Source organism: Helicobacter anatolicus, assembly GCF_021300615.1.
GTDB lineage: Bacteria > Campylobacterota > Campylobacteria > Campylobacterales > Helicobacteraceae > Helicobacter_H > Helicobacter_H anatolicus.
In genome coordinates, this window is record NZ_JAJTMY010000002.1 from 32,642 (window position 1) to 54,624 (window position 21,983).

Below are 21,983 nucleotides of genomic sequence, written 5' to 3' on the forward strand. Positions count from 1 at the left end.
TGTATTTAAGGTTCTATTTATATTCTCTTTGCAATTATCTGTCATTTTAGTTTTTATTGCATAAACTAGAATGAGTTTTTAGCACATTTTTGGTGCAATATATATTATTTTATTATTGATAATTGTTTGTTTTATCTATGATATATAGGGGATTGAGAGATACATTTTATTAAAGAAAAATATAAAAAAATTAAAGAAGCTTATGAAAATATATTTAAACTATATTAAAAAATTTTTTTATAATTATAATTTTAATATAGGAGTGGTTTTAAAGTGAAAAAAGTTATTATTTGTTTTGGTTTGGTGTTATTTTTTGTTGCTTGTAAGGATGTAAAAACTCAAAGTGCTCAAAATAAAATTATCAATGCAAGTGGTATTAAGATTGTTCCTAGGGATATTGAGTTGGTTTTTCGCTATCCTGCACGCCTGAAAAGTATCCAACAAAGTGATATCTATGCGCGTGTAGAGGGAATTTTGATGGAGCAGAATTTTAAAGAAGGTAGCTTTGTAAAGCAGGGTGATGTCTTATTTAGAATCGATCCTTCGCGATATCGTGCAAGGGTTGATCAATTGCGAGCAGATGTGAGCACTGCAGAGGCAAACTTGCAAAAAGCAAGTAGAGATTTTAAAAGAACCGCAAAGCTTTATAAGCAAAAAGTTATTACTGTTGATGTGTATGATGTTTCAGAATTTAACTATAAAACCGCAAAAGCAAAACTAGAAAATGCTAATGCTGCACTAAAATATGCATTAATTGATTTAGATTATACAGAGGTGCGTGCAAGTATTTCTGGAAAAGTTGGAGCAAGAAAATATGATGTAGGCAATCTTGTGGGAAATGGAAATAATAATGTCTTAACAACAATCACACAACTAAGTCCTATTTATGCTGATTTTGCAATCCCTAATAAAGATCTACATTTTTTTGTTGCAAATGATATTAGTGCAATTAAAGTGAGATATGTGTTAAATGATGGCACGATATATGATCAAGTAGGAAGTATTGATTTTTTAGATAGCGTATTGGATCAAAACACTTCAAGTATGCATGCTAGAGCAATTGTGCAAAATGATTCTTATATGTTAACTCCTAATGAATTTGTAGAATTGCGCTTAGAGGGAATTATGCGAAAAAATGCTATTGCAATTCCACAAGAAGCACTTATGCAAGATGGACAAGGGAGCTTTGTTTATACTTTTGTCCCACAGACAAATAATAATAAGCAAGGTATTGTTAAAAAAGCTTATGTGCAAACAGGGAAAATTGTGGGTAGTTGGATTTTGATAAATTCGGGATTAGAGAGTGCAGAATATGTAATTGTTACCAATCTTTTGCGTCTTAGACCAAATGCATCAATTACCTTTCAAGAATTGCAACTCAAAAAGGCAAAATAATGTTTTCTAAGTTTTTTATTCATCGTCCCGCACTATCAATTGTAATGTCTATTATTGTGATAATTGCAGGGCTTTTGTGCATGTTTTCTTTGCCAATTGAGCAATATCCAAAAGTAGTTCCGACACAAGTGGTGGTAAGTGGAAGTTATCCTGGTGCAAATGCTGAGAGCATTTCAACAAGTGTGGTAAGTGTGTTAGAAAATAGTATTAATGGGGTAGAAAATATGATTTATATCCAATCTACCTCGCCATCAAGCGGTGAATTTAGAATTAATGTATTTTTTAGTAATGAAGCTAATGGTGATATGGCAGTGGTAAATGTCAATAATCGCGTGCAGGCTGTTTTAAGTCAGCTTCCTATAGAAGTACAGCGCCTTGGTGTGAGCGTTAGGAAAGGATCAACTGCTGTTGTGGGGTTGTATCATTTGTATTCTGATAACCCTAATCACTCTCAACTTTTTATTGCAAATTACGCACTTTTAAATATTGTAGATGAACTCAAAAGAATCCCAGGGGCAGGGGATGTGCAATTGTGGAGTTTACAAAATTATGCAATGCGAATTTGGCTTAATCCTGAAAAATTAAAGCAATATGGCCTCTCGCCTACAGAAGTTTTGAAAAAAGTACAAGAGCAAAATGCACAATTTGCACCGGGGAAATTTGGCGCTGAACCTATTTCAAAATCCGCATTTTCTTATACAATTGTTACTAAAGGATTATTTTCTAGTGTCAAGGAATTTGAAAATATTATTATTCGTGCAAATGCAAATGGTTCAACTTTGAGACTAAAAGATATTGCAAAAGTTGAGCTTGGTGCACAAGATTATCTCACAGAAAATTTTTATAATGAAACATCATCTGTGCCTATTAGAATTACTTTGCAGCCAGGGGCAAATATGCTGGAAGTGGCAAAAAAAGTTAATGAAGTAATACAAGAACTTAGTAAAAAATTTCCTGAAGGAATGCATTATTCAAACCCATTCCGCCCTACAGAGTTTATTACCGCATCTATTCATGAGGTGTTAAAAACTTTTATTGAAGCTATTATACTCGTGGTGTTGGTAATTTATATCTTTTTAGGAAGTGTGAGGGCAACACTAATTCCAGTAATTGCAATTCCTGTGTCTATTATTGGGACTTTTGCAGGGTTGTATTTATTTGGATTTTCTATTAATCTTTTGACGCTTTTTGGTTTGATTCTTGCAATTGGTATTGTTGTAGATGATGCAATTATTGTGATTGAAAATGTCGAGCGGATTATGCATCAAAAGCATATTAATGCTAAAGAAGCAACTATAGAATCTATGAGAGAGATTAGTGGAGCGGTGGTTGCTATTGTGCTTGTGCTTAGTGCAGTATTTTTACCCGTGGCATTTATTGGCGGGTTTAGTGGAGAATTTTATAAACAATTTGCAATTACGATTGTAGTTTCAGTAGTAATTTCTGGTTTTGTAGCTCTGACACTTACACCGGCACTTTGTGCATTATTGCTCAAAAATAATCAACATGCACCAAATTTTGTAATTAAAAAATTTAATTCTTTTTTTGAAAAGCTGACTTATAAATTTTCTAATCAAGTGGCAAGAGGGTTGCGTAGAGGTGTATTTTTGGTATTGATTTTCTTTATTATGTTGGGAGGGATTTATGTGCTTTTCCAAAAAACTCCAAAGTCTCTTGTGCCTAATGAAGATATGGGAACTATTGTGGTGCATACGATTTTACCAGAAGGTAGTTCGCTTTCAAGGACTATTGAAGCGCAAAAGTTTTTAACAAAGACATTAAAAAAATATGACCTTATCGAAGAGCAGACAACAATTTCAGGCTTTAGCTTTTTGGTATTTAGTTTTAAAACCAATGGGGGAATTGCATTTGAAAGATTAAGAGATTGGAGTAAGCGTAAGGAAAAAGGACAAAGCGATAGAGAGATTATTGCAAAACTTACAAAAGAATTGGAAGCCTATCCCTATGCGACTTTTATTTTGGCACAAGCACCAACAATTATTGGCTTGGATGCAAGTGGAGTGAATGCATTCTTGCAGAATAAAGAGGGCGGAAGTATGCAGGATTTGAAGCATTATGCAGATTTGATTGTAGAAGAAGCTTCAAAGAGACCGGAATTTCAGAGGGTTTTTACTAATATTTCTGTAGATACACCACAGTATGAGATTTTTTTAAATCGTGAAAATGCTGCAGCATTGAATGTAAATATTAATGATGTCTTTACGACAATGCAACTAACCTTTGGAAATTATTATGTCAATAATTTTGAACTTTATAATCGGACTTTCCGTGTAATTATGCAAGCAGGTGAAGATTTTAGAAAAAATCCACAAGATTTGAGTAAAATTTTTGTTAAAAGTAATGATGATAATCTTGTGCCACTTAGCGCATTGATTTCTTTCAAACGTATTGCAGGAGCAGAAATTGTAAATCGTTTTAATCTCTTTCCTGCTGCACAAATTATTGGATATCAAAATATGGGATATTCTAGTGCGCAAGTGATGGATGCGCTTGAAGAAGTGGCAAGAAATATTTTGCCTTCAGGCTATAGTTTGGCGTATTCTGGGGCAAGCTATCAAGAAAAGGCTAGTGCAAGTAGTGGAAGTGTTGCTTTTGCTTTTGGATTGCTTTTTGTATTTTTAATTCTAGTAGCACAATATGAGCGATGGTTGATGCCTTTAGCAGTGCTTAGTGCGGTACCATTTGGGGTATTTGGTGCGATTTTGGCAACTTATTTGCGAGGACTTGAGAATGATGTGTATTTTCAAGTTGGACTTTTAGTGCTTATTGCATTATCTGCAAAAAATGCAATTTTGATTGTAGAGTTTGCAATGCATTTGCGGGAAAAAGATGGAAAAAGTATTGTTGCTGCAGCATTGCAGGCGGCAAAATTGCGTTTTAGACCTATTGTGATGACTTCACTTGCTTTTGGGCTAGGAGTATTGCCTTTGGCATTAAGTAGTGGGGCAGGAGCACTAGGGCGACATTCTATTGCTACAGGTGTGATTGGTGGGATGCTTGCAGCGACATTTTTGGCAGTATTTTTTATTCCTTTGATGTATGTGTATTTGGCTAGACTTGGCGAATGGTTAAAATCTAGGTTTTAGATTTTAGAATTCAAAGAGGTATTGATAAATAAAAAAGAAAAGGTAGGGGGGATTAAAAGTAGAGGGGGTAAAAGAGGTGTGTATCAGTAAAAACTTTAGCGAATAGGATTTGTGATAGGTATTTTTAGTGAATATTTATTATAAATACTGCTAGTAAGAATTGCTGGTATTTATAAAATTAAACTTTTTTGCATAAAATATAAAGTAATTTTGGTGATTTTGTTGGAAAAATATGGCAAGAACTGCCATATTTTTTAACCAAGTTTGATTGCATTGTGATAAGCATTAAGATCAAGGTTATCAACATTGGCTTGAAAGATTGCATAATGCTCTACATATTCGCAACCACAATACTTAAGTGCGTGATAAATTGGCTTTAAAAGTTCTTCTAAAGTTACTCCATGATGTCCATCATAGCTAGATTCTGCTCCGCCTAAAGTTGTAATAATCTGAAATTTTTTACCTTTTAAAAGATCTTTATTTTCACCATATAAAATTGCTGTTAAAATGCGATCTTGCCATTCTTTTAAAAGCGATGGAGTACTAAACCAAAAAAGTGGAAATTGAAAAATAATTTTATCAGCTTGGCTGAGTAGTTCTATTTCCGCTGGAATATCGATATTACCATCACTATAAGCGGTGCTAATATTATGAATTGTTATATCATCTAATGATTTTACAGATTCTAAGAGTGCTTTATTGACTTTAGAATCCTTCCAAAAAGTGTGTGCAAAAAGTATAAGTGTTTTCATTGTTTTTTCCTTTAAAATATAATAAGGAGACTATTATAAAATAGGATGGTTATTATAAATTAAAGAAAATTGTTTATTGACAATTATAGCATTCTATGCTTCTATCCATGATATCTTCTTTAGCTTCAGGACTTTCACTTCTTAGATAGTAGGTTGATTTTAATCCAAGCTTCCATGCTAGTAGATAAATTTCATGTAAGCTTTTGATGCTTGGGTTATTTTCAAGCTTAATGAAAATATTTGTGCTTTGTCCCTGATCTATCCATTTTTGACGCACAGCTGCTGCCTTGATAATAAGTTTTTGATCAAGATCATAAGATCTTATATAATAGGGTAGTGTATTAAGGTTCATATTTGGTACAACATTAGGAATCATGCCACTGAGATTTTCTTCAAACCATTTGACTTTATAAATTGGTTCAATAGTTTGTGTAGTACCAGCAAGAATAGAAATACTTGAGGTAGGGGCAATTGCCATTAAATATCCATTACGCATACCATCATTTTTGACTTTTTTGCGTAAAAATTCCCAATCATAATCAAGATTAAATAAGCCTTTACAATCAACAAGTTTACAAGCTTCTTTATTGGCTACATCAATCGGAAAAATTCCTTTACTCCAATTAGAGCCTTTAAATTGAGAGTAGACACCTTTTTCTACAGCGAGATTGGAGCTTGCTAGAATAGCATTATAGCTAATAGATTCCATAATAGAATCGATTTTTTCTAAATGTTCTTGACTCCCCCAATGGATTTGTGCACTGGCAAGCATTTCTGCCTCACCCATGATTCCTAGACCCACCGCACGATTAGATAGGTTGGTAGTTTTTACTTTTCGATTAGGGTAAAGATTAAGATCAATGACATTATCAAGCATTCTTACTGCAATAGGTACCACACGCTCGATTTCTTCTTTTGTGTTGATGCGACTAAGGTTAATACTTGCAAGGTTGCATACAGCAGTATTCCCATCTTCCTTAATACGTTGAGACATAAATACCTTTTTACCATTTAAAGAATCTAGTGCGGTGATTTTATTTGCCTTTTTTTGTACGCCTGCATCTGTGCAAACTAAAATATTTTCTTCAAAAAATTTTTTTGTACCATCTTCAAACTCAACTTCTATTTTGTAATGATCTGGTGCGGTATTTTGGAAAATTTCTGTACAGAGATTGGAACTTCTAATAATTCCACAATGCCCATTTGGATTAGCACGGTTTGCATTATCTTTGAAACATAGGAAAGGCGAACCTGTTTCAAAATAATTTGTAAGAATTTTTTTCCAAAGTGTTTTAGCGCTGATTGTTTCTTTCAAAATTTCTTCAGAGTTTTCAAGCTCGATATATTTTTTTTCAAATTCTTCACCATAAAGTTCTAATAACTCGCTGCATTGATAGGGATCAAAAAGTGTCCAGTGTGAATCTTCTTCCACTCTTTTCATAAAAAGATCACAAATCCAGAGTGCAGGGAATAGATCATGTGTTCTGCGTCTTTCTTCTCCACTATTTTTTTTCAATTCAATAAATTCTTGAATATCGTTATGCCAAATTTCTAAATATGGAGCAATAGCACCTTTTCTTGTGCCAAGTTGATCGACAGCAATAGCTATATCATTTGTAATTTTTAAGAAAGGTATCACGCCCCCTGCAGCATTTTTATGTCCATCAATAAAGCTACCTAATCCCCTTACGCGTGAGTAATCCCAACCAATTCCGCCACCGTATTTAGAGAGTAGTGCCATTTCTTTGTAAGCATCAAAGATTCCTTCGATATTATCAGGAGTGCTACCAATATAACAAGAACTTAGTTGATGGCGTGGGGTTCTTGCATTTGATAAAGTAGGAGTTGCGGTGATAACTTCAAATTTTGAAAGCACATTATAAAATTGAATAGCATAGTGATTTTTATCTTTTTCATTTTGTGCTAAAAACATTGCAATTGCCATAAACATATGCTGTGGTAGCTCTATAGGTCTGTCTTGTCTGTCTTTTAGTAAATAGCGGTCATAAAGTGTTTTGATACCAAGATAATTGAATTGCAAATCTCTTTCTGGTACGATATGGCTATTTAACAAATCAAGATCAAATTGTTCTTTTAGTCCATGAATAATTCTACCTTCATTTTCTGCTCTTTCAAAATATTCTTTTAGGGTTTTATATCCTGTAAAGCCACTAACTTTGTGATAGAGATCATAAAGAAAAAGTCTTGCAGCTACGAAGGTCCAATTTGGTGCATCAATTTCAATCTTGCTTACAGCGGTTTTAATAAGACTTTGTTGGATTTCTTCGGTAGTGATACCATTTTTAAAATAAATATGGCTACTAGTTTCAAGTTCACTTTGACTTACACCGCTAAGGCCCCTTACTGCACTTAAGGTGTATTTATGGATTTTTGTAAGATCTAGAGGTTCTATTCTGCCATTTCTTTTGGTAACTGTAATCATTTTTCTTCCTTAAATTAATTATATGTATTGATTTTTTATCTATTAAATATATGTAATAAGTTCGGATTTTTCTAGTCTTTGGGATTTTGTGCTTGGAGTCTCAAGATGGTATCCAAAAGTTAGAATCAAAGAAATTTGTTCTACAAAAGGATCAAGTCCTAATAGTTTTTCTAAAGCCTTTTTTTCAAAGCCTTCAATCGGACAACTATCAATGTTAAGAAAACTTGCGCAATTTATCATGGAGCTTGCCATAAGATAAGCCTGTCTTGAAGTCCACTGATAAAGTGAATTGCAATCGCAATATCCGTTTGATTCTAAAAAGTTTTTATATCTTTTGTCTTTGTAGTCAATTAGTGCTTGTTTATCTTTCCCTACTTTGCGTTCAAACATTTTAGTAGTGTAGTGAGTTTGAGATAAAAGATCCATAGTTTTTGAAGTAAGAATTACTAATTTGTCTGCTTGGGTAATTTGTTTTTGATTCCAACAAAGTGGTTGTATTTCTTGGCGAAGTTTTTGATTTTTTATCACCAAAATACGCGTAGGTTCTAACCCAAAAGAGCTGGGGGTAAGTCTAGCGGATTCTAAAATTGCTTCAAAATCCTCTTCTTTGATGGATTTTGAAGAGTCAAAAACTTTGCACGCAAAGCGTCTTCGCATTGCCTGTAAAAATAAATCTTTCATGTTCTTACCTTTTGATTTTGAATATTGCTCAAAACTTATAAGAGTTTTGAGGCAGATAAATTATTTTCTTGCCATTCTTCTGCGTTCATTAGGATCAAGATATTTTTTTCTGATTCTAATATTAAGTGGAGTGATTTCTAAAATTTCATCATCTTCAATCCACTCTAATGCACGCTCTAGTGTTAAATCTCTTGGCGGGACGAGTTTTATCGCATCATCGCTCCCACTTGCACGCATGTTTGTAAGATGTTTAGATTTTACTGGATTTACATCTAGATCGTTATCTCTGCTATGTTCCCCAATAATCATTCCTACATAAACTTTTGTTTGTGGTGTGATAAACAATACCCCACGCTCTTGAATATTAAAGAGAGAGAAGCCTGTTGCTTCACCATTTTCCATAGAGACTAATGCACCATTTTTGCGAGATTCTACGCTACCACTATAGGGACGGAATTCCAAAAAGGAGTGATTCATAACACCTTCTCCTTTTGTGTCTGTCAAAAATTCACTTCTATAGCCAATGAGACCTCTTGCAGGAATCTCAAACTCTAGTCTTGTGTAGCCATCACCCATAGGATTCATGGCTTTCATTTCAGCTTTTCTACGCCCTAATCTCTCAATGATTGTGCCACTAAAATCTTGAGGTGTGTCGATAACTAAGTGCTCAAAAGGTTCGGTTTTCACACCATTTTCTTCTTTAATGATTACTTCAGGGCGTGAAATAGAAAATTCAAAACCTTCGCGGCGAAGATTTTCGGCTAAAATTGTGATTTGTAACTCACCACGCCCACTTACACGGAATTTACCTTCGCCCATTTCTTCACAACGCATTGCAATATTAGTTTGCATTTCTTTAAGAAGTCTATCTTTGAGTTTGTTTGCAGTTACATGTTTGCCTTCTAATCCTGCAAGCGGACTATCATTTACTGCAAAATATACACTCATAGTCGGTTCTTCTAAATGCATAGGATCAAGTGGCATAGGATTATTTGGATCTACCAAAGAATCTCCTACATCAATTGTGTTAAATCCAGCAATTGCAACAATATCACCTGCTTGTGCTTCTTCGATTTCTGTACGCGCTAATCCCATGAAGCCAATAAGTTTTGTGATTCTACCCGTTTCTTTTTCCCCATTACCTTTTGCAAGTAGGACATTTTCACCTTTTTTTACTTTTCCATTAAATACTCTTGCAATACCAATTTTTCCTACATAATTATCATAATCAAGTGTAAAAATTTGCATTTGCAACGGGGAATCTACGCTGCCACTTGGCATAGGAACATGTTCAATAATGGTTTCAAAAAGTGGCTCAAGGCTCTTTTTTTCATCATTTAAATCTTTGATTGCATAGCCATCACGCGCTGCTGCATAGATAATAGGAAAGTCAAGTTGTTCATCATTTGCACCCATTGCTACAAAAAGGTCAAAAACCTCATTAACTACTCTGTCGGGTTCTGCTGCAGGCTTGTCAATTTTATTAACAATTACAATGGGGCGGATTCCAAAATTTAAAGCTTTTTTTACAACAAATTTAGTTTGTGGCATAACTCCTTCTTGCGCATCTACAAGGAGTAACACACCATCTACCATTTTAAGTACTCGTTCAACTTCCCCACCAAAATCTGCGTGCCCTGGAGTGTCAATAATGTTAATTTTTGTACCTTTATAATTGATAGCGGTATTTTTTGAGAGAATTGTGATACCTCTTTCTCTTTCTAGGTCATTACTATCCATTACTCTTTCATCAAGTTTATCTCTCTCACCAAAGGTTCCTGACTGGCTTAAAAGCCCATCAACCAGCGTTGTTTTACCATGATCTACGTGTGCGATAACTGCGATATTTCTAATTTGTTGCATAAACCCTCTTTTTGACAAAATATGTGTGAAATTTTACCTTTTTTTTATAAAAAGAATATTAAATCTTGATAGATTATTGTTTTTTTCTTAAGATGATTTTAGTAAATCAAAAAATATAATTATTTTTGGAACTTTTTTTGCTTATTTAACTTTAAACAAAGATTTTTTGGACTTTTGGGAGTATTAAAATGGTGGATTCTATTAATAATCATGCAGCAATAAATGAGAGCACAAACTCTAATCCGAGCAAAAAAGCCCAGTTGCAAGATCAAGTGAAAAATGAGCAGGAGAGTTTTGCAAAATTAATAGAAAAAAAGGCTAAGGAAGCAGAGAAGACAGCTAAGAAAAATAGCAAGGAAATTGATGACAAAGAAGTTGATGGTAAAGAAGCTAAAAATACTACGATAAGTGAAGAGAAAAAAGAAATAAAAACTAGAGCTATTGGCAAAGAAACCCCGCAAGATACGTTATTATCTCAAGAAATAAAAAACGCATCAAATCCTTCTTTGGAGAATACAAAAACAGATTATAAAGATTCTAAAACTATGCAAAATATTGCACAAAATGGTGATAAAAAACTCTCTGATGTAAAACAATTAGCACAAGATAAAGGATTAAATCCCACGCAATTAGAAGTAGAGCATGAAGAAGTACAAAATGAATCTAAGCCTGTAAAAAATATGCAAATGAGCACACAAGAACTTTTGGAGCAAAAAACAAAAGTAGGGAGTAAAAAACCTCAAGAAATTAGTGAACCATTAGCTCAAGCTCTAAAAGAGATTAATGCTAAAGATGTGGAGGAGCGAAGGAGACTTCAGGGAAAAAATAAAATTGAATACAAAGAAGAGGGGAGGGGTGAAAGGATTGCTATAATTGAAAGAGGGAAAAATTTACCAAAAAATATTGTGGATTCTAAAATAAGAGAGGGGAAAAAAGAGGAAGCATATAATAAGGCTTTTGAGAAATTTGGATACAAACGTGAAGGGGTGGAATTTAAAGATTTGGTTATGCAAGAAGCATTACAAGAAATGGATAAAAAAAAAACCCTAGCAGGCTAGGTAGAAATATCACAAATGCAGTGGTTGCCAATTCTTTGCATGATGCTATAGATAAGAATCAAAAAAGCAAAAAAATTCCAATTAGTAGTGTTGTATCACAAAATTTGGAAGAGAAGAGACAAGGGGGGATTCAGGAAAAGATAGTAGGTTTGGAAGAGGAGTTTTTGCAATCCCAAGAAAATTTAAAAAATTTAGAAGAAATGTTAGGGGAGAGTGAAGAAAGTGGCATTGTAAAAGAAAATCAGGAAAATAAGACAGAAAGTATAAAGCCTCAAAATACCGCAAATGTTGCTACACTAAAAACACAAGATGATAAAAATTTTAGTTTAAAAACTACGCTAAGTTCTTTTGCACAGCAAATTAAAGAATCTATTAAACAATATAAACCTCCGCTTACAAAATTAAGCATTGATCTTAATCCGGAAAAATTAGGAAAAATTGAATTAAGTATTACTAAAAAGGGTAAGGATTTGCATATTAGCATTACTTCTAATACCCAAGCTATCAATATGTTTGCACAAAATCAAGTGGATTTGAGACAGAATCTTCAAAACATAGGGTTTAATAATATTGATTTTAATTTCTCACAAAATGGCTCATCACAACAAAAAGAAGAAGGAAAAAGGGAAAAAAGGAACAAAAATAGCTTACAAGAATATCAAGAAATTGAAGAAATCTCAAATCATAATTATGATACTTTAGAGATTGTTCTACCAAAATACGCATAAGGAGCAAAAATGGCTATTGATTTGGCCGAGATTACAGGAGCAAAGGCAGCACAAGAGGCAAAAAAAGCAGAGCCGCCAAAAATTGCAAATGGACTAGACAAAGATGCATTTATGAAGCTTTTTTTGGAACAGCTTAAAAATCAAGATCCTACAGCACCTATGGAGACAGATAAGATTATTACACAAACTGCGCAACTTACGCAAGTAGAAATGCAAGAAGAAAATAAAAAGACGATGAAAGAGGTTGCAAGTGCAATGCAATCTACAAAAGAAACTAATGATGCATTAAAAACTTTTCAAACAGATTTGAAAAATACTTTAGAAAAACTCGATAAGGGAATGGAGCAAAGTATGGATTCTAATGCATATCTTGCACAGGTAAGTGCATTAAATGCAGTATCTATGATTGGAAAGATTGTAGAAACTGATGTTGATGGAATTACTATTGAGGGCAATGGAAGTATTGATTTTGCATTGTATTTTGATGAGCCTATCAAAGAAGATCAAGGAAAACCTACAATTCAGATTTTTGATAAAGAAAAAAATCTTGTAGCAACTTTACCTATCACAGGAAAAGAGGGGCAATCAGGCTATATTACTTTTAAGTGGGATGGTTTAAATGACAAGGGTGTGCGTGTGGAGAATGGAAGTTATGATATTCGTGCAGAATATAATCTTGATAGCACTACAAATAAATATCGTCAATCTCGCGTAGGAAGGGGTGAGGTAGATAGTGTGGTGTTTGATAAGGGCAAACCGATGATTAAGATGGGGGCTATGATTTTACCAATGGATAGTGCAATTGAATTCTATGATAAGGAAAAGAGCAATGAACAACACAATTCTTAATTCCTATAGCGGTATTAAAAGCCATCAATTTGGTTTAGATAGTATTTCTAATAATATTGCAAATGTTAATACTACAGGATATAGAGAAAATATTCCAGAGTTCAAATCTCTTTTGAGTGAGCATATTGATTCTATTAATTCTAATACCGTTAGCAGTGACCGCAATTTTGGTACCACAGTATCAAGTAATGCAATTTCTACAAAGAGTGGAAATTATAAGCCAAGTGAAGGCGAATTTGATATGGCTTATAACGGGAAGGGGTGGTTTGTTGTTGGAAAAAATGAAAAAGGAAGCTTGACTATTGAAGAAGATAGTTATGAAGGAGAGCAAGAAAATTATTTTACACGCGATGGATCTTTTAGTCGTGATAGTGAAGGGTATCTTGTAAATTCTTCTGGTTATTATGTATATGGGGTTGATTTAGGAAAAATACAGGGCAATGTACTAACAGATAAGAGTGTAGAAGAGGATAAGAAGGCATTAAAAGCAAACAAACTCACCCCATTAAAGATTCCACAAAATATTATTTATCAACCTACGCAAACTACAAAGGTAGAACTCTCGCTAAACCTCAACACGCAAAAAGATTCTACTTTGTTAGAAAATTATTTATTTGATAAAAATGGAAACTTTTTAGAGCAAGAATTAAAAAATCTTGATGTTAATGCATTGTTTAATAATGAAAAACAACCTTTAGATGCAAGAGTAAATAATGATATTAGAATCCGTATCAATCAAAATGATGAGGAAAAAGAATATATTTTTAAGTATAGCCCTAAAAAAGAATTGGGAGAAAATGAGTTTCACTCTATTGAGGATTTGCAAAAATTATTCAAAGAGCAAACAGGGCTTGAGCTTGATGTAGAGAGAAATGCTGAGGGTGTGCCTGCTAAGCCTTTGGCATTTGAACTTAAAAATACTCAAGATGATATGCAATTAACACTTGGAGGTAAATTTATCGATCGTTTGGGTTTGACATTGTCTAATATGCCTATTAAAAATAACGAAGCACAAAGAAGCAATGCACTTTATATTGCATCTTATACGACAAATGCAGAAATTTTTGATGATAATGGAGATAAGTTTTATATTAAGACAGAATATTATTTAAATGAAACAGGTAATAATATAGAAAATGTCAATCAAAAATGGACAACACGCACACAAATTTATGATAAAGATTATAAGGAATTTGAAGAAAAAGTTTATGAAACAAATTTAGAGTTTAATTCTGATCATCAAGCTGTTAAAAAAGAGCCACTAGAAATTGATTTTAAAAATGCAAAGATTAGTTATTCTTTTGATGGAGTAGGTGAGGATTTATCTAGTAATTTAGGTTATCAAGATTCTGCACTTTTAAAAACTCAAGCAGATGGTAGAACAGAGGGAAAACTTAGTGAGATTCGTGTAGATGAGGATGGAATTATTAAGCTTTATTTTACTAATGGTGCAGAAACTCCTGTGGGAAGAGTTGGCATTGTTGCATTTTCTAATGATCAAGGTTTGAAAAAAGCAGGTAGTAATATGTTTGAAATCTCTCAAGCAGTTGATAATAATGGAGATAATAAAATTTTAAGTGGTGCGCCTATTTTAGGTTGGGATGATATGGGAGAAGGGAAATTAAAATTTGGGCATATTATGCATAAATATCTTGAGACAAGCAATACTGATGTAACTAGTGCATTAACAAATCTTATTTTAATGCAAAGAGGGTATTCTATGAATGCTAAAGCATTTAATGCTGGCGACGATTTAATGAAAGAAGCGATTAATTTGAAGCGTTAATTTTGCATTATTGGTATAATTTGATCATTTTAATAAGTGGTGGAAAAAATGATCAAAAATAATTTGCAGTATCAAGAATGCGTAAAACAACTTACAAAAATGGCATATCATTATTATGTCTTAGATGATCCTATAGCAAGCGATGAAGAGTATGATATTCTTTATCATCAAGTTAAGAATTATGAAGAAAAAAATCCAAAAGAAATTCTTTCTTCTTCGCCAACCCAAAGAGTGGGAATGCCTCCTCTTCTTGAATTTCAAAAAAGCACACATAAAAAGAAAATGTGGAGCTTAGATGATGTTTTTAATTTCGAAGAATTAACAGAATGGTGTCAAAGGATTTTTAAACTTTATCCTGATGCGAGTTTTACTTGTTCTCCAAAATTTGATGGCGCTTCATTGAATCTGTATTATGAAAATGGAAAGCTAAAAAGTGCAGCTACGCGTGGAGATGGTGTGATGGGAGAACTAGTAACACAAAATGCTAAAACTATCCCTTCAATTCCTCTCGAGATTCCTTATTTTGATAATATCGAAGTGCGCGGGGAAGTGGTGATTACAAAAGAAGATTTTGAAAAAATTAATACTGAGAGATTAGAAAATAATGAAAGCTTGTTTGCTAACCCAAGAAACGCGGCAGCAGGGAGTATGCGACAATTAGATAGTGCGATTACTGCGCGTAGAAAGTTGCGTTTTATTCCATGGGGATTTGGCGAGCATACATTACAGCAAGATAGTTTTTTTGAAAGTATGCAAAAAATTTTGTCATTAGGTTTTTATCCTGTTCCTTTTGTAAAAGTTTGCAAGGATTTGAAATCTATTCAAGCATATTATGAAGAAATTATGAAAATGCGTACAGATTTTGAAATGATGCTTGATGGTATGGTGGTGATGGTAGATTCTTTTAAACAGCAAGAAAGTTTGGGTTTTACGATAAAATCTCCGCGTTTTGCTTGTGCATATAAGTTTCCCGCAGTTGAAAAACATACAAAAATTTTATCAATAACAAATCAAGTAGGAAGGACAGGGGTGATTACTCCTGTAGCCGAGCTTGAACCTGTAGAGATTGAGGGTGCAGAGATAAAAAGGGCAACTTTGCATAATTATAAAGAAATTGAAAAAAAAGATATAAGAATGTTAGACTGGGTTGTTGTGATTAGAAGTGGGGATGTAATTCCAAAAATTATTAAACCGCTTGTAGAAAAACGCACAGGAGAAGAAAAAAAGATATTGCCTCCTACGCATTGTCCTGTGTGTAATCAAGAGCTTCTGATAGAAGATATTTTTATTAAATGCCAAAATTTACTTTGTGAAGCAAGGGTTAAGGAAAGTATTGTGCATTTTGCAAGCAAAAAGGCTTTAAATATTGATGGGTTGGGTGAGAGGATTGTTTATCAGCTTTTTGATGCAAATTTGGTGCATAGTGTGATTGATCTTTATAGTTTAGATTATGGAGAACTTTTAAAACTAGAAGGCTTCAAAGAAAAAAAAGCAAAAAATCTTTTAGAATCTATTGCAAATACGAAAAATATTGATTTGTGGCGGTTAATTAATGCATTAGGGATCGAGCATATTGGTGAGGGGGCGAGTAAAAAACTTGCACAAAGTTTTGGACTATCGTGTTTTGAAAAAAATATTGAGGAGATTATTGGGCTTGAGGGGTTTGGTGAGGAGATGGCAAAATCTTTTGTAGAATTCTCTAATATTAATAAAAATTTAGTGCAAATGCTCTTAAAGATTCTTACACCCAAAAATATAATACAAGAGCAAAAACAAAATTATTTTTCTAAGAAGAAAATTGTATTAACAGGGACATTGCAGCAACCAAGAGATTTGATTGTTGCGATGCTTGAGAATGTTGGGGCTAAGGTATCTAATTCTGTGAGTTCTAAAGTCGATTTTGTAATCTGTGGAGAAAATGCAGGGAGCAAGCTAGAAAAAGCACAGGCTTTGGGGGTTAAAATTTTAAATGAAAGTGAGTTTTTTGCATACTTTAATAAAGAGTCGTAAGTATTAAAATGTAAATTTGTGTTATAATTTTTTTAGGATTTTTTATATTTTTAAGGAAAGTGATGTCAGAAATTATAGGTTTTAAGGTTGGAGAGGAAATTATTGATACTCAAACTGCACAAGAAAGAGGCTTAAGCGGAGAAGAGATCATTTTTGATAATTCTATAGAATCGCTATCAATTATTAGACATTCTTGTGCGCATTTGATGGCACAAGCAATTAAAGAGCTTTATCCTGATGCGAAGTTTTTTGTTGGTCCTGTGGTAGATGAGGGATTTTATTATGATTTTAAAACCGCTAGTAAAATTAGCGAGGAAGATCTGCCAAAAATAGAAAAGCAGATGAAAGAGATTGCAAAGAAAAAGTTGCCGATTAATAAGTCTGTGATGAGCAGACAAGAGGCGATGGAAAAATTTAAAAATGATGAGTTGAAACAAGCAGTAATGAGTAGAATTACTGGTGATAGTTTTGGCATCTATAGACAAGGGGATTTTGAGGATTTGTGTCGTGGCCCACATTTACCTAATACAAGATTTTTGCATAGCTTTAAACTTACAAAACTTGCGGGTGCTTATTTAGGTGGAGATGAAAAGGCTGAAATGCTAATTAGAATCTATGGGATTGCTTTTGCTGATAAAGAAACTCTTAATGCATATCTTACACAGATTGAAGAGGCAAAAAAACGCGATCATAGAAAAATTGGTACAGAAATGGGGCTTTTTACTTTTGATGAAGAGGTTGGTGCAGGATTACCTATTTGGTTACCAAAAGGTGCAAGATTAAGAAGAAGAATTGAAGAAATGCTTACAAAGGCTTTGATGATTAGGGATTATGAACCTGTTAGAGGACCTGAGATTTTAAAAAGTAGTGTCTGGAAAATAAGTGGTCATTATGACAATTATGGTGAAAATATGTATTTCACGACGATTGATGATGTGGAATATGGCATCAAACCCATGAATTGTGTGGGGCATATCAAGGTTTATCAAAGTTCAATTAGAAGTTATCGTGAATTGCCTTTGCGTTTTTATGAATATGGAGTTGTGCATCGTCATGAAAAAAGTGGAGTGTTGCATGGATTATTAAGGGTAAGAGAATTCACGCAAGATGATGCGCATATTTTTTGCCGCCCAGAGCAAATTAAAGCAGAGGTGAGTAATATTATTGCTTTTACAGATAGTATTATGCAGGCTTTTGGATTTCATTATGAAATGGAGCTTGCAACAAGGCCTGAAAAATCTATCGGTGAGGATCGTGTTTGGGAGGTGGCAACTCAAGCTTTGGTAGATGCCTTGCAAGAGCATAAGATTTCTTATAAAATTGATGAGGGTGGTGGAGCTTTTTATGGACCTAAAATTGATATAAAAATTACAGATGCTATTGGGAGAAAATGGCAGTGTGGAACAGTGCAAATTGATATGAATTTACCACATCGTTTTATGCTTGAATATGTTGATGAAAATAACCAAATGCAAGAACCTGTAATGATCCATCGTGCAATTTTAGGTTCTTTTGAGCGTTTTAGTGCTATACTTACAGAGCATTTTGGCGGCGAATTTCCATTCTTTATAGCACCTACACAAATTGTGTTGATTCCAATTAGTGAAAATCAGCACGCTTATGCAGAGCAGTTGAGAAAACAAATTATTGCTTTGGGGGCTTATGCAGAGGTGATGGATAAAAATGAAACATTAAATAAAAAAATACGTAATGCTGAAAAACAGCGCGTGCCTATGATTTTAGTGATTGGTGAAAAAGAGCAGCAAAGTGGCACTTTGGCAATTAGAGATCGACGTGAAAAAAGCCAATATGAAATGAAGGAGAGTGAGTTTTTGAATATGATAGAAAAGAAAATGAGAGAGGTTAGCTTTTGAGTAAAGAAGAAGTTTTATTAAATCAGGATATTGATTTTGAAGAAGTAAGATGCGTTGGTGATGATGGTGAGGTGTATGGAATTATCTCTTCACAAGAGGCACAGAAAATTGCAGATTCTAAGGGACTTGACTTGGTATTGATCTCGCCAACAGCAAAACCACCGGTTTGCAAGGTGATGGATTATGGAAAATATCGTTATCAACTTGAAAAAAAGCAGAAAGAAGCAAGAAAAAAACAAAAACAAATTGAAATTAAAGAGATTAAGCTTTCAACACAGATTGCACAAAATGATATTAGCTATAAAGTAAAGCATGCAAGAGAATTTATTTTAGATGAAAAGCATGTAAAATTTAAAGTTGTGCTTAAAGGTAGAGAGACTAGTGATCCACAAGGTGGTATTGATGTATTGCATAAGGTAGCAAGTATGATTGAGGATATTGCAATGCAAGAAAAGGAGCCAAGAGTAGAGGGACGTTATGTAACATTACTTTTTGTTCCTAAAAAACAAGAAAAAAAATAATATAATATAGATTTTAATCTTATGAAAGGAGTAGAACAATGCCAAAGATGAAAACAAATCGTGGTGCTGCTAAGAGATTTAAAGTTAAAAAAAATCTCGTGAAGCGTGGTAGTGCTTTCAGAAGTCATATTTTGACTAAAAAAAGCCCTAAGAGAAAAACAAATCTTAGAAAACCACATTATGTGCATAGTGCTAATAGCGATTCGGTTAAAAATTTACTTTGTCAAGCATAATTTGCAAAGGTTGGTTTTAGGAAAAAGGCTCCCCTTTATAGGGCAAGATTAGCTAAATGCTACACCTAAAGTTTAGGTTAAGGAGAAAAAATGAGAGTAAAAACAGGTTTTGTCAGAAGAAGACGCCATAAAAAAATACTAAAACTCGCTAGAGGTTTTTATAGCGGTAGAAGAAAACATTTTAGAAAGGCAAAAGAGCAGCTTGAAAGAAGCTTGTGTTATGCTTTTCGTGATAGAAAACAAAAGAAAAGAGATTTTAGAAGTCTTTGGATTGTGAGAATTAATGCGGCTTGCAGAATGAATGCAATGAGTTATTCCAAATTTATGCATGGGTTAAAGCTTGCAAATGTTGAGCTAGATAGAAAAGTTTTGGCGGATATGGCAATGAATGATATGAATGCATTCAATAAAGTTGTGTCAATCTCAAAAGAAGCTTTAAACGCTCAAAAATAATTTTTTCTCTCCCTTTTTGGGAGGGATGATTTTATGAAACTTCTTGAAATACTTACAAAAGGAAAAATAGAAAATATCGAAAATTTTTTATCGCAAAGAATGATAAAAAATATGGAATTTTTTAAATCAAATTCTCCTCAATTATTTCAGCAACTACAAAAACCCCCGATTGATTATAATTTAGTTTTAGATTCTAGAGGGTTAAATATTATTGATTTAAAACAACAAGTAATGCTTTATCCCGTGCTAGATTCTTGTTATACAATGGTTGAGACGCATTTAGAAATTGCTACCAAACCTACAAGTAATCCTCGTTGGAAAATGCATTATAATGATGTTTTTTTAGACTTTATTGATGAGAAAAAATTACCAATTACAGGGTTTGCAATTAATGAAATTATTAAACTTGTACGGAAAAATCGTGGTATCAAAGAATACTATTTAGATCCAAAGTTTATGCCCACAACGATTTTGTATGGAATTTTAGGGGGATTGTTTTTAGAGTTTATGCGTGAAGAAGGTGTTTTTTTTCATTCACTTTTACTTTTTGAAGAAAATTTAGATTTTTTTCGTATTAGTTGTTATTTTGTGGACTATTATGAGCTTTTTAAACAGGTTTCGCAGGGTGGATTTTATCTTTGTATTCAAAATGTTGAAAATCGTAAAACTATTAGTAATTTTTTTGCATCTAAAAAGATTACTAATAATTTTTTAATTTGTGAATTACAAAGCTATGTGAGTCCAAGATTGGAAAAACTAATTACATGGGTGCGGCAAGAATATAGTGCAAATAAAAGAGGTTGGGGGAGTTTTGAAGATGAGTGTATAGGACTTTTAAACACTCTGCAAAATAAAAATTATCCTTTTTTGTCTTATCCAAAGCGTTTGAATGTGCCAATTTGTGTGGTTGCAAATGGACCAAGTTTAGATTTTTTATTGCCCTTTATTAAAGAAAATGCAGAAAAGATGATTATTTTTTCTTGTGGTACAGCTTTAAAGCCTTTGAAAGATTATGGAATCTCTGTGGATTTTCAAATTGAAATTGAGCGTATTGATTATTTGAAAGATGTATTAGAGCAAGCACCATTGGGAGATACTACGCTTTTGTGTGGCAATATGGTAAATCCTAGTGCTTTGAAAATTGCAAAAGAGGCTTTTTTATTTTTGAGAGGGGGGAGTGCATCAAGCTATTTATTTAAAAATAGTGTGATGGAGTTTTGTGCTCCATTTGTAGGTAATGCAGGTGCTAGTTTAGCAATGCAATTGGGAAGTGAAGTTTTGTTGTGTGGGCTTGATTGTGGGTATATTGAAGGGTTGAGTAAGCATGCAAAAAATTCTTATTATGGTGATGAGGAGGCAAAAATTCCACAAGATGCAATTGAGATTTTAGGAAATACACAAAAAAAAGTTTTTGCAGATTCTTTATTTTTGCTTTCTTTGCAAAATTTGCAAGAATCTATTAAAAAACTACAACCAAAAATGGTGCTTAACCTTGGAATGGGTGCATATATAGAAGGGAGTAGGTTTGTAAAACCAACGGATTTTTCCCTTAAACCTATTGATAAAAAACAAATTTTACAGACTATTAAAAACTCTACAAAAAAGATTGATGCATTTTCATTGGAGCAAAATATTCATGATGCTTATCTTTTTAGGGATCAAGTGTTAGAAATTTTGGGAAGGGAGATTCATAGCAAAAAAGAGTTGTTTGCATGCGTGGATAGGCTTTTTGCTTTTATGGTGCAAGTGAGTTATAAAAAACCACATTTAGGAATTTTGTTTGAAGGAAGTTTGGCACATATCTTACAAAACTTGCTTTTAGCAAGTCTGCATCTACCTTATGATGATATTTTTTTATTTTATACACAAAGTTTAGAGATTATATCTTTAAGTTTTGATAGAATGCTAATACGATATAAATTATTACTTAAATTTATATAAATAACTAAGAAAGAGATTGTGATGTTTTGGTTTTTGTTGTTTAGCGGGGAGGCGCATGCGTATTTAGATCCTAGTACAGGGTCTTTACTTTTATCTTCTGTAGTTGCAATTTTTGCTTCTTTTATATTTTTTATTAAAAATATTTTTTATAAGGTATTAAATGTGCTAGATTATCTCAGGGGGGGGGGGTGGCAAATCTAGCCTTTTAAGAGATAGAAAAACCTATTCTTTAGTATTTTATTCTGAAGGTAAGCAATATTATAATGTTTTTGCACCGATTTTAGATGCA

The 21,983-nt window shown here is 33.2% G+C and carries 16 protein-coding genes and 1 pseudogene; 13 read left to right on the forward strand and 4 right to left on the reverse strand.

Features of this window, described 5'->3' with window-relative positions; all coding sequences use genetic code 11:
* The first annotated feature begins 273 nt into the window (after positions 1-273).
* Positions 274-1,395 carry an efflux RND transporter periplasmic adaptor subunit gene (locus LW133_RS02900; protein ID WP_233076242.1) on the forward strand — a complete coding sequence of 374 codons (1,122 nt, stop codon included), beginning with the start codon at positions 274-276 and terminating at the stop codon, positions 1,393-1,395.
* Complete coding sequence (locus LW133_RS02905) at positions 1,395-4,502, forward strand: efflux RND transporter permease subunit (protein WP_233076245.1); 3,108 nt, start codon at positions 1,395-1,397, stop codon at positions 4,500-4,502. The genes LW133_RS02900 and LW133_RS02905 overlap by 1 nt, the downstream gene beginning before the upstream one ends.
* A gap of 254 nt (positions 4,503-4,756) precedes the next feature.
* Here LW133_RS02905 and LW133_RS02910 read toward each other — a convergent pair whose 3' ends face one another.
* The 4 genes from LW133_RS02910 to typA all read right to left on the reverse strand — a co-directional run bounded on the left by LW133_RS02910 (position 4,757) and on the right by typA (position 10,241).
* Positions 4,757-5,254, reverse strand: coding sequence for an NAD(P)H-dependent oxidoreductase (locus LW133_RS02910; RefSeq protein ID WP_233076246.1), 498 nt, complete (start codon positions 5,252-5,254; stop codon positions 4,757-4,759).
* Positions 5,255-5,327: 73 nt separating this feature from the next.
* On the reverse strand, positions 5,328-7,697 hold the full coding sequence (locus LW133_RS02915) for a ribonucleoside-diphosphate reductase subunit alpha (protein ID WP_233076248.1): 2,370 nt from the start codon (positions 7,695-7,697) through the stop codon (positions 5,328-5,330).
* A gap of 42 nt (positions 7,698-7,739) precedes the next feature.
* Positions 7,740-8,378, reverse strand: coding sequence for an NAD(P)H-dependent oxidoreductase (locus tag LW133_RS02920; protein ID WP_233076249.1), 639 nt, complete (start codon positions 8,376-8,378; stop codon positions 7,740-7,742).
* A 60-nt stretch (positions 8,379-8,438) separates the two neighbouring features.
* Complete coding sequence (gene typA, locus LW133_RS02925; protein ID WP_233076252.1) at positions 8,439-10,241, reverse strand: translational GTPase TypA; 1,803 nt, start codon at positions 10,239-10,241, stop codon at positions 8,439-8,441.
* Between the two features lie 188 nt (positions 10,242-10,429).
* Between typA and LW133_RS02930 the strand changes: the two genes are divergently transcribed.
* The 11 genes and pseudogenes from LW133_RS02930 (at position 10,430) to LW133_RS02980 (ending at position 21,895) form a co-directional block, all read left to right on the forward strand.
* On the forward strand, positions 10,430-11,299 hold the full coding sequence (locus LW133_RS02930) for a hypothetical protein (protein WP_233076254.1): 870 nt from the start codon (positions 10,430-10,432) through the stop codon (positions 11,297-11,299).
* A gap of 20 nt (positions 11,300-11,319) precedes the next feature.
* The gene (gene fliK, locus LW133_RS02935; RefSeq protein ID WP_233076256.1) at positions 11,320-12,027 is read left to right on the forward strand and encodes a flagellar hook-length control protein FliK; all 708 of its coding nucleotides are present in this window, start codon (positions 11,320-11,322) and stop codon (positions 12,025-12,027) included.
* Positions 12,028-12,036: 9 nt separating this feature from the next.
* A pseudogene (gene flgD / locus LW133_RS02940) lies at positions 12,037-12,852 on the forward strand (flagellar hook assembly protein FlgD); the annotation flags it as partial.
* A 4-nt stretch (positions 12,853-12,856) separates the two neighbouring features.
* Positions 12,857-14,662, forward strand: a complete 1,806-nt coding sequence (locus LW133_RS02945) for a flagellar hook-basal body complex protein (RefSeq protein ID WP_233076265.1) — start codon at positions 12,857-12,859, stop codon at positions 14,660-14,662.
* Positions 14,663-14,710: 48 nt separating this feature from the next.
* Positions 14,711-16,672: an NAD-dependent DNA ligase LigA gene (gene ligA, locus LW133_RS02950; RefSeq protein WP_233076267.1), complete on the forward strand. Its 1,962-nt coding sequence runs from the start codon at positions 14,711-14,713 to the stop codon at positions 16,670-16,672.
* Positions 16,673-16,734: 62 nt separating this feature from the next.
* Positions 16,735-18,546 carry a threonine--tRNA ligase gene (gene thrS, locus LW133_RS02955; RefSeq protein ID WP_233076269.1) on the forward strand — a complete coding sequence of 604 codons (1,812 nt, stop codon included), beginning with the start codon at positions 16,735-16,737 and terminating at the stop codon, positions 18,544-18,546.
* Complete coding sequence (gene infC, locus LW133_RS02960; RefSeq protein WP_233037178.1) at positions 18,543-19,067, forward strand: translation initiation factor IF-3; 525 nt, start codon at positions 18,543-18,545, stop codon at positions 19,065-19,067. Before thrS ends, infC begins: the two co-directional genes overlap by 4 nt.
* A gap of 38 nt (positions 19,068-19,105) precedes the next feature.
* Entirely contained in the window at positions 19,106-19,300 is a 195-nt protein-coding gene (gene rpmI / locus LW133_RS02965) for a 50S ribosomal protein L35 (RefSeq protein ID WP_233037179.1), read from the forward strand.
* 90 nt (positions 19,301-19,390) lie between these two features.
* A complete protein-coding gene (gene rplT, locus LW133_RS02970; protein WP_233037181.1) occupies positions 19,391-19,753 on the forward strand; it encodes a 50S ribosomal protein L20 in 363 nt (120 codons plus the stop codon).
* A 33-nt stretch (positions 19,754-19,786) separates the two neighbouring features.
* Positions 19,787-21,694: a 6-hydroxymethylpterin diphosphokinase MptE-like protein gene (locus tag LW133_RS02975; RefSeq protein WP_233076271.1), complete on the forward strand. Its 1,908-nt coding sequence runs from the start codon at positions 19,787-19,789 to the stop codon at positions 21,692-21,694.
* A gap of 21 nt (positions 21,695-21,715) precedes the next feature.
* Positions 21,716-21,895 (forward strand): hypothetical protein, encoded by a 180-nt coding sequence (locus LW133_RS02980; RefSeq protein WP_233076273.1) that lies wholly within the window; start codon positions 21,716-21,718, stop codon positions 21,893-21,895.
* Positions 21,896-21,983 lie beyond the last annotated feature (88 nt).

Bases quoted from the DNA above. Each gene is read 5' to 3' on its own strand.
- LW133_RS02910 (WP_233076246.1), bottom strand. From the start codon at position 5,254: ATGAAAACACTTATACTTTTTGCACACACTTTTTGGAAGGATTCTAAA.
- thrS (WP_233076269.1), top strand. From the start codon at position 16,735: ATGTCAGAAATTATAGGTTTTAAGGTTGGAGAGGAAATTATTGATACT.
- LW133_RS02975 (WP_233076271.1), top strand. From the start codon at position 19,787: ATGAAACTTCTTGAAATACTTACAAAAGGAAAAATAGAAAATATCGAA.
- typA (WP_233076252.1), bottom strand. From the start codon at position 10,241: ATGCAACAAATTAGAAATATCGCAGTTATCGCACACGTAGATCATGGT.
- rplT (WP_233037181.1), top strand. From the start codon at position 19,391: ATGAGAGTAAAAACAGGTTTTGTCAGAAGAAGACGCCATAAAAAAATA.
- LW133_RS02945 (WP_233076265.1), top strand. From the start codon at position 12,857: ATGAACAACACAATTCTTAATTCCTATAGCGGTATTAAAAGCCATCAA.
- LW133_RS02930 (WP_233076254.1), top strand. From the start codon at position 10,430: ATGGTGGATTCTATTAATAATCATGCAGCAATAAATGAGAGCACAAAC.
- LW133_RS02920 (WP_233076249.1), bottom strand. From the start codon at position 8,378: ATGAAAGATTTATTTTTACAGGCAATGCGAAGACGCTTTGCGTGCAAA.
- rpmI (WP_233037179.1), top strand. From the start codon at position 19,106: ATGCCAAAGATGAAAACAAATCGTGGTGCTGCTAAGAGATTTAAAGTT.
- LW133_RS02915 (WP_233076248.1), bottom strand. From the start codon at position 7,697: ATGATTACAGTTACCAAAAGAAATGGCAGAATAGAACCTCTAGATCTT.
- LW133_RS02905 (WP_233076245.1), top strand. From the start codon at position 1,395: ATGTTTTCTAAGTTTTTTATTCATCGTCCCGCACTATCAATTGTAATG.
- LW133_RS02980 (WP_233076273.1), top strand. From the start codon at position 21,716: ATGTTTTGGTTTTTGTTGTTTAGCGGGGAGGCGCATGCGTATTTAGAT.
- ligA (WP_233076267.1), top strand. From the start codon at position 14,711: ATGATCAAAAATAATTTGCAGTATCAAGAATGCGTAAAACAACTTACA.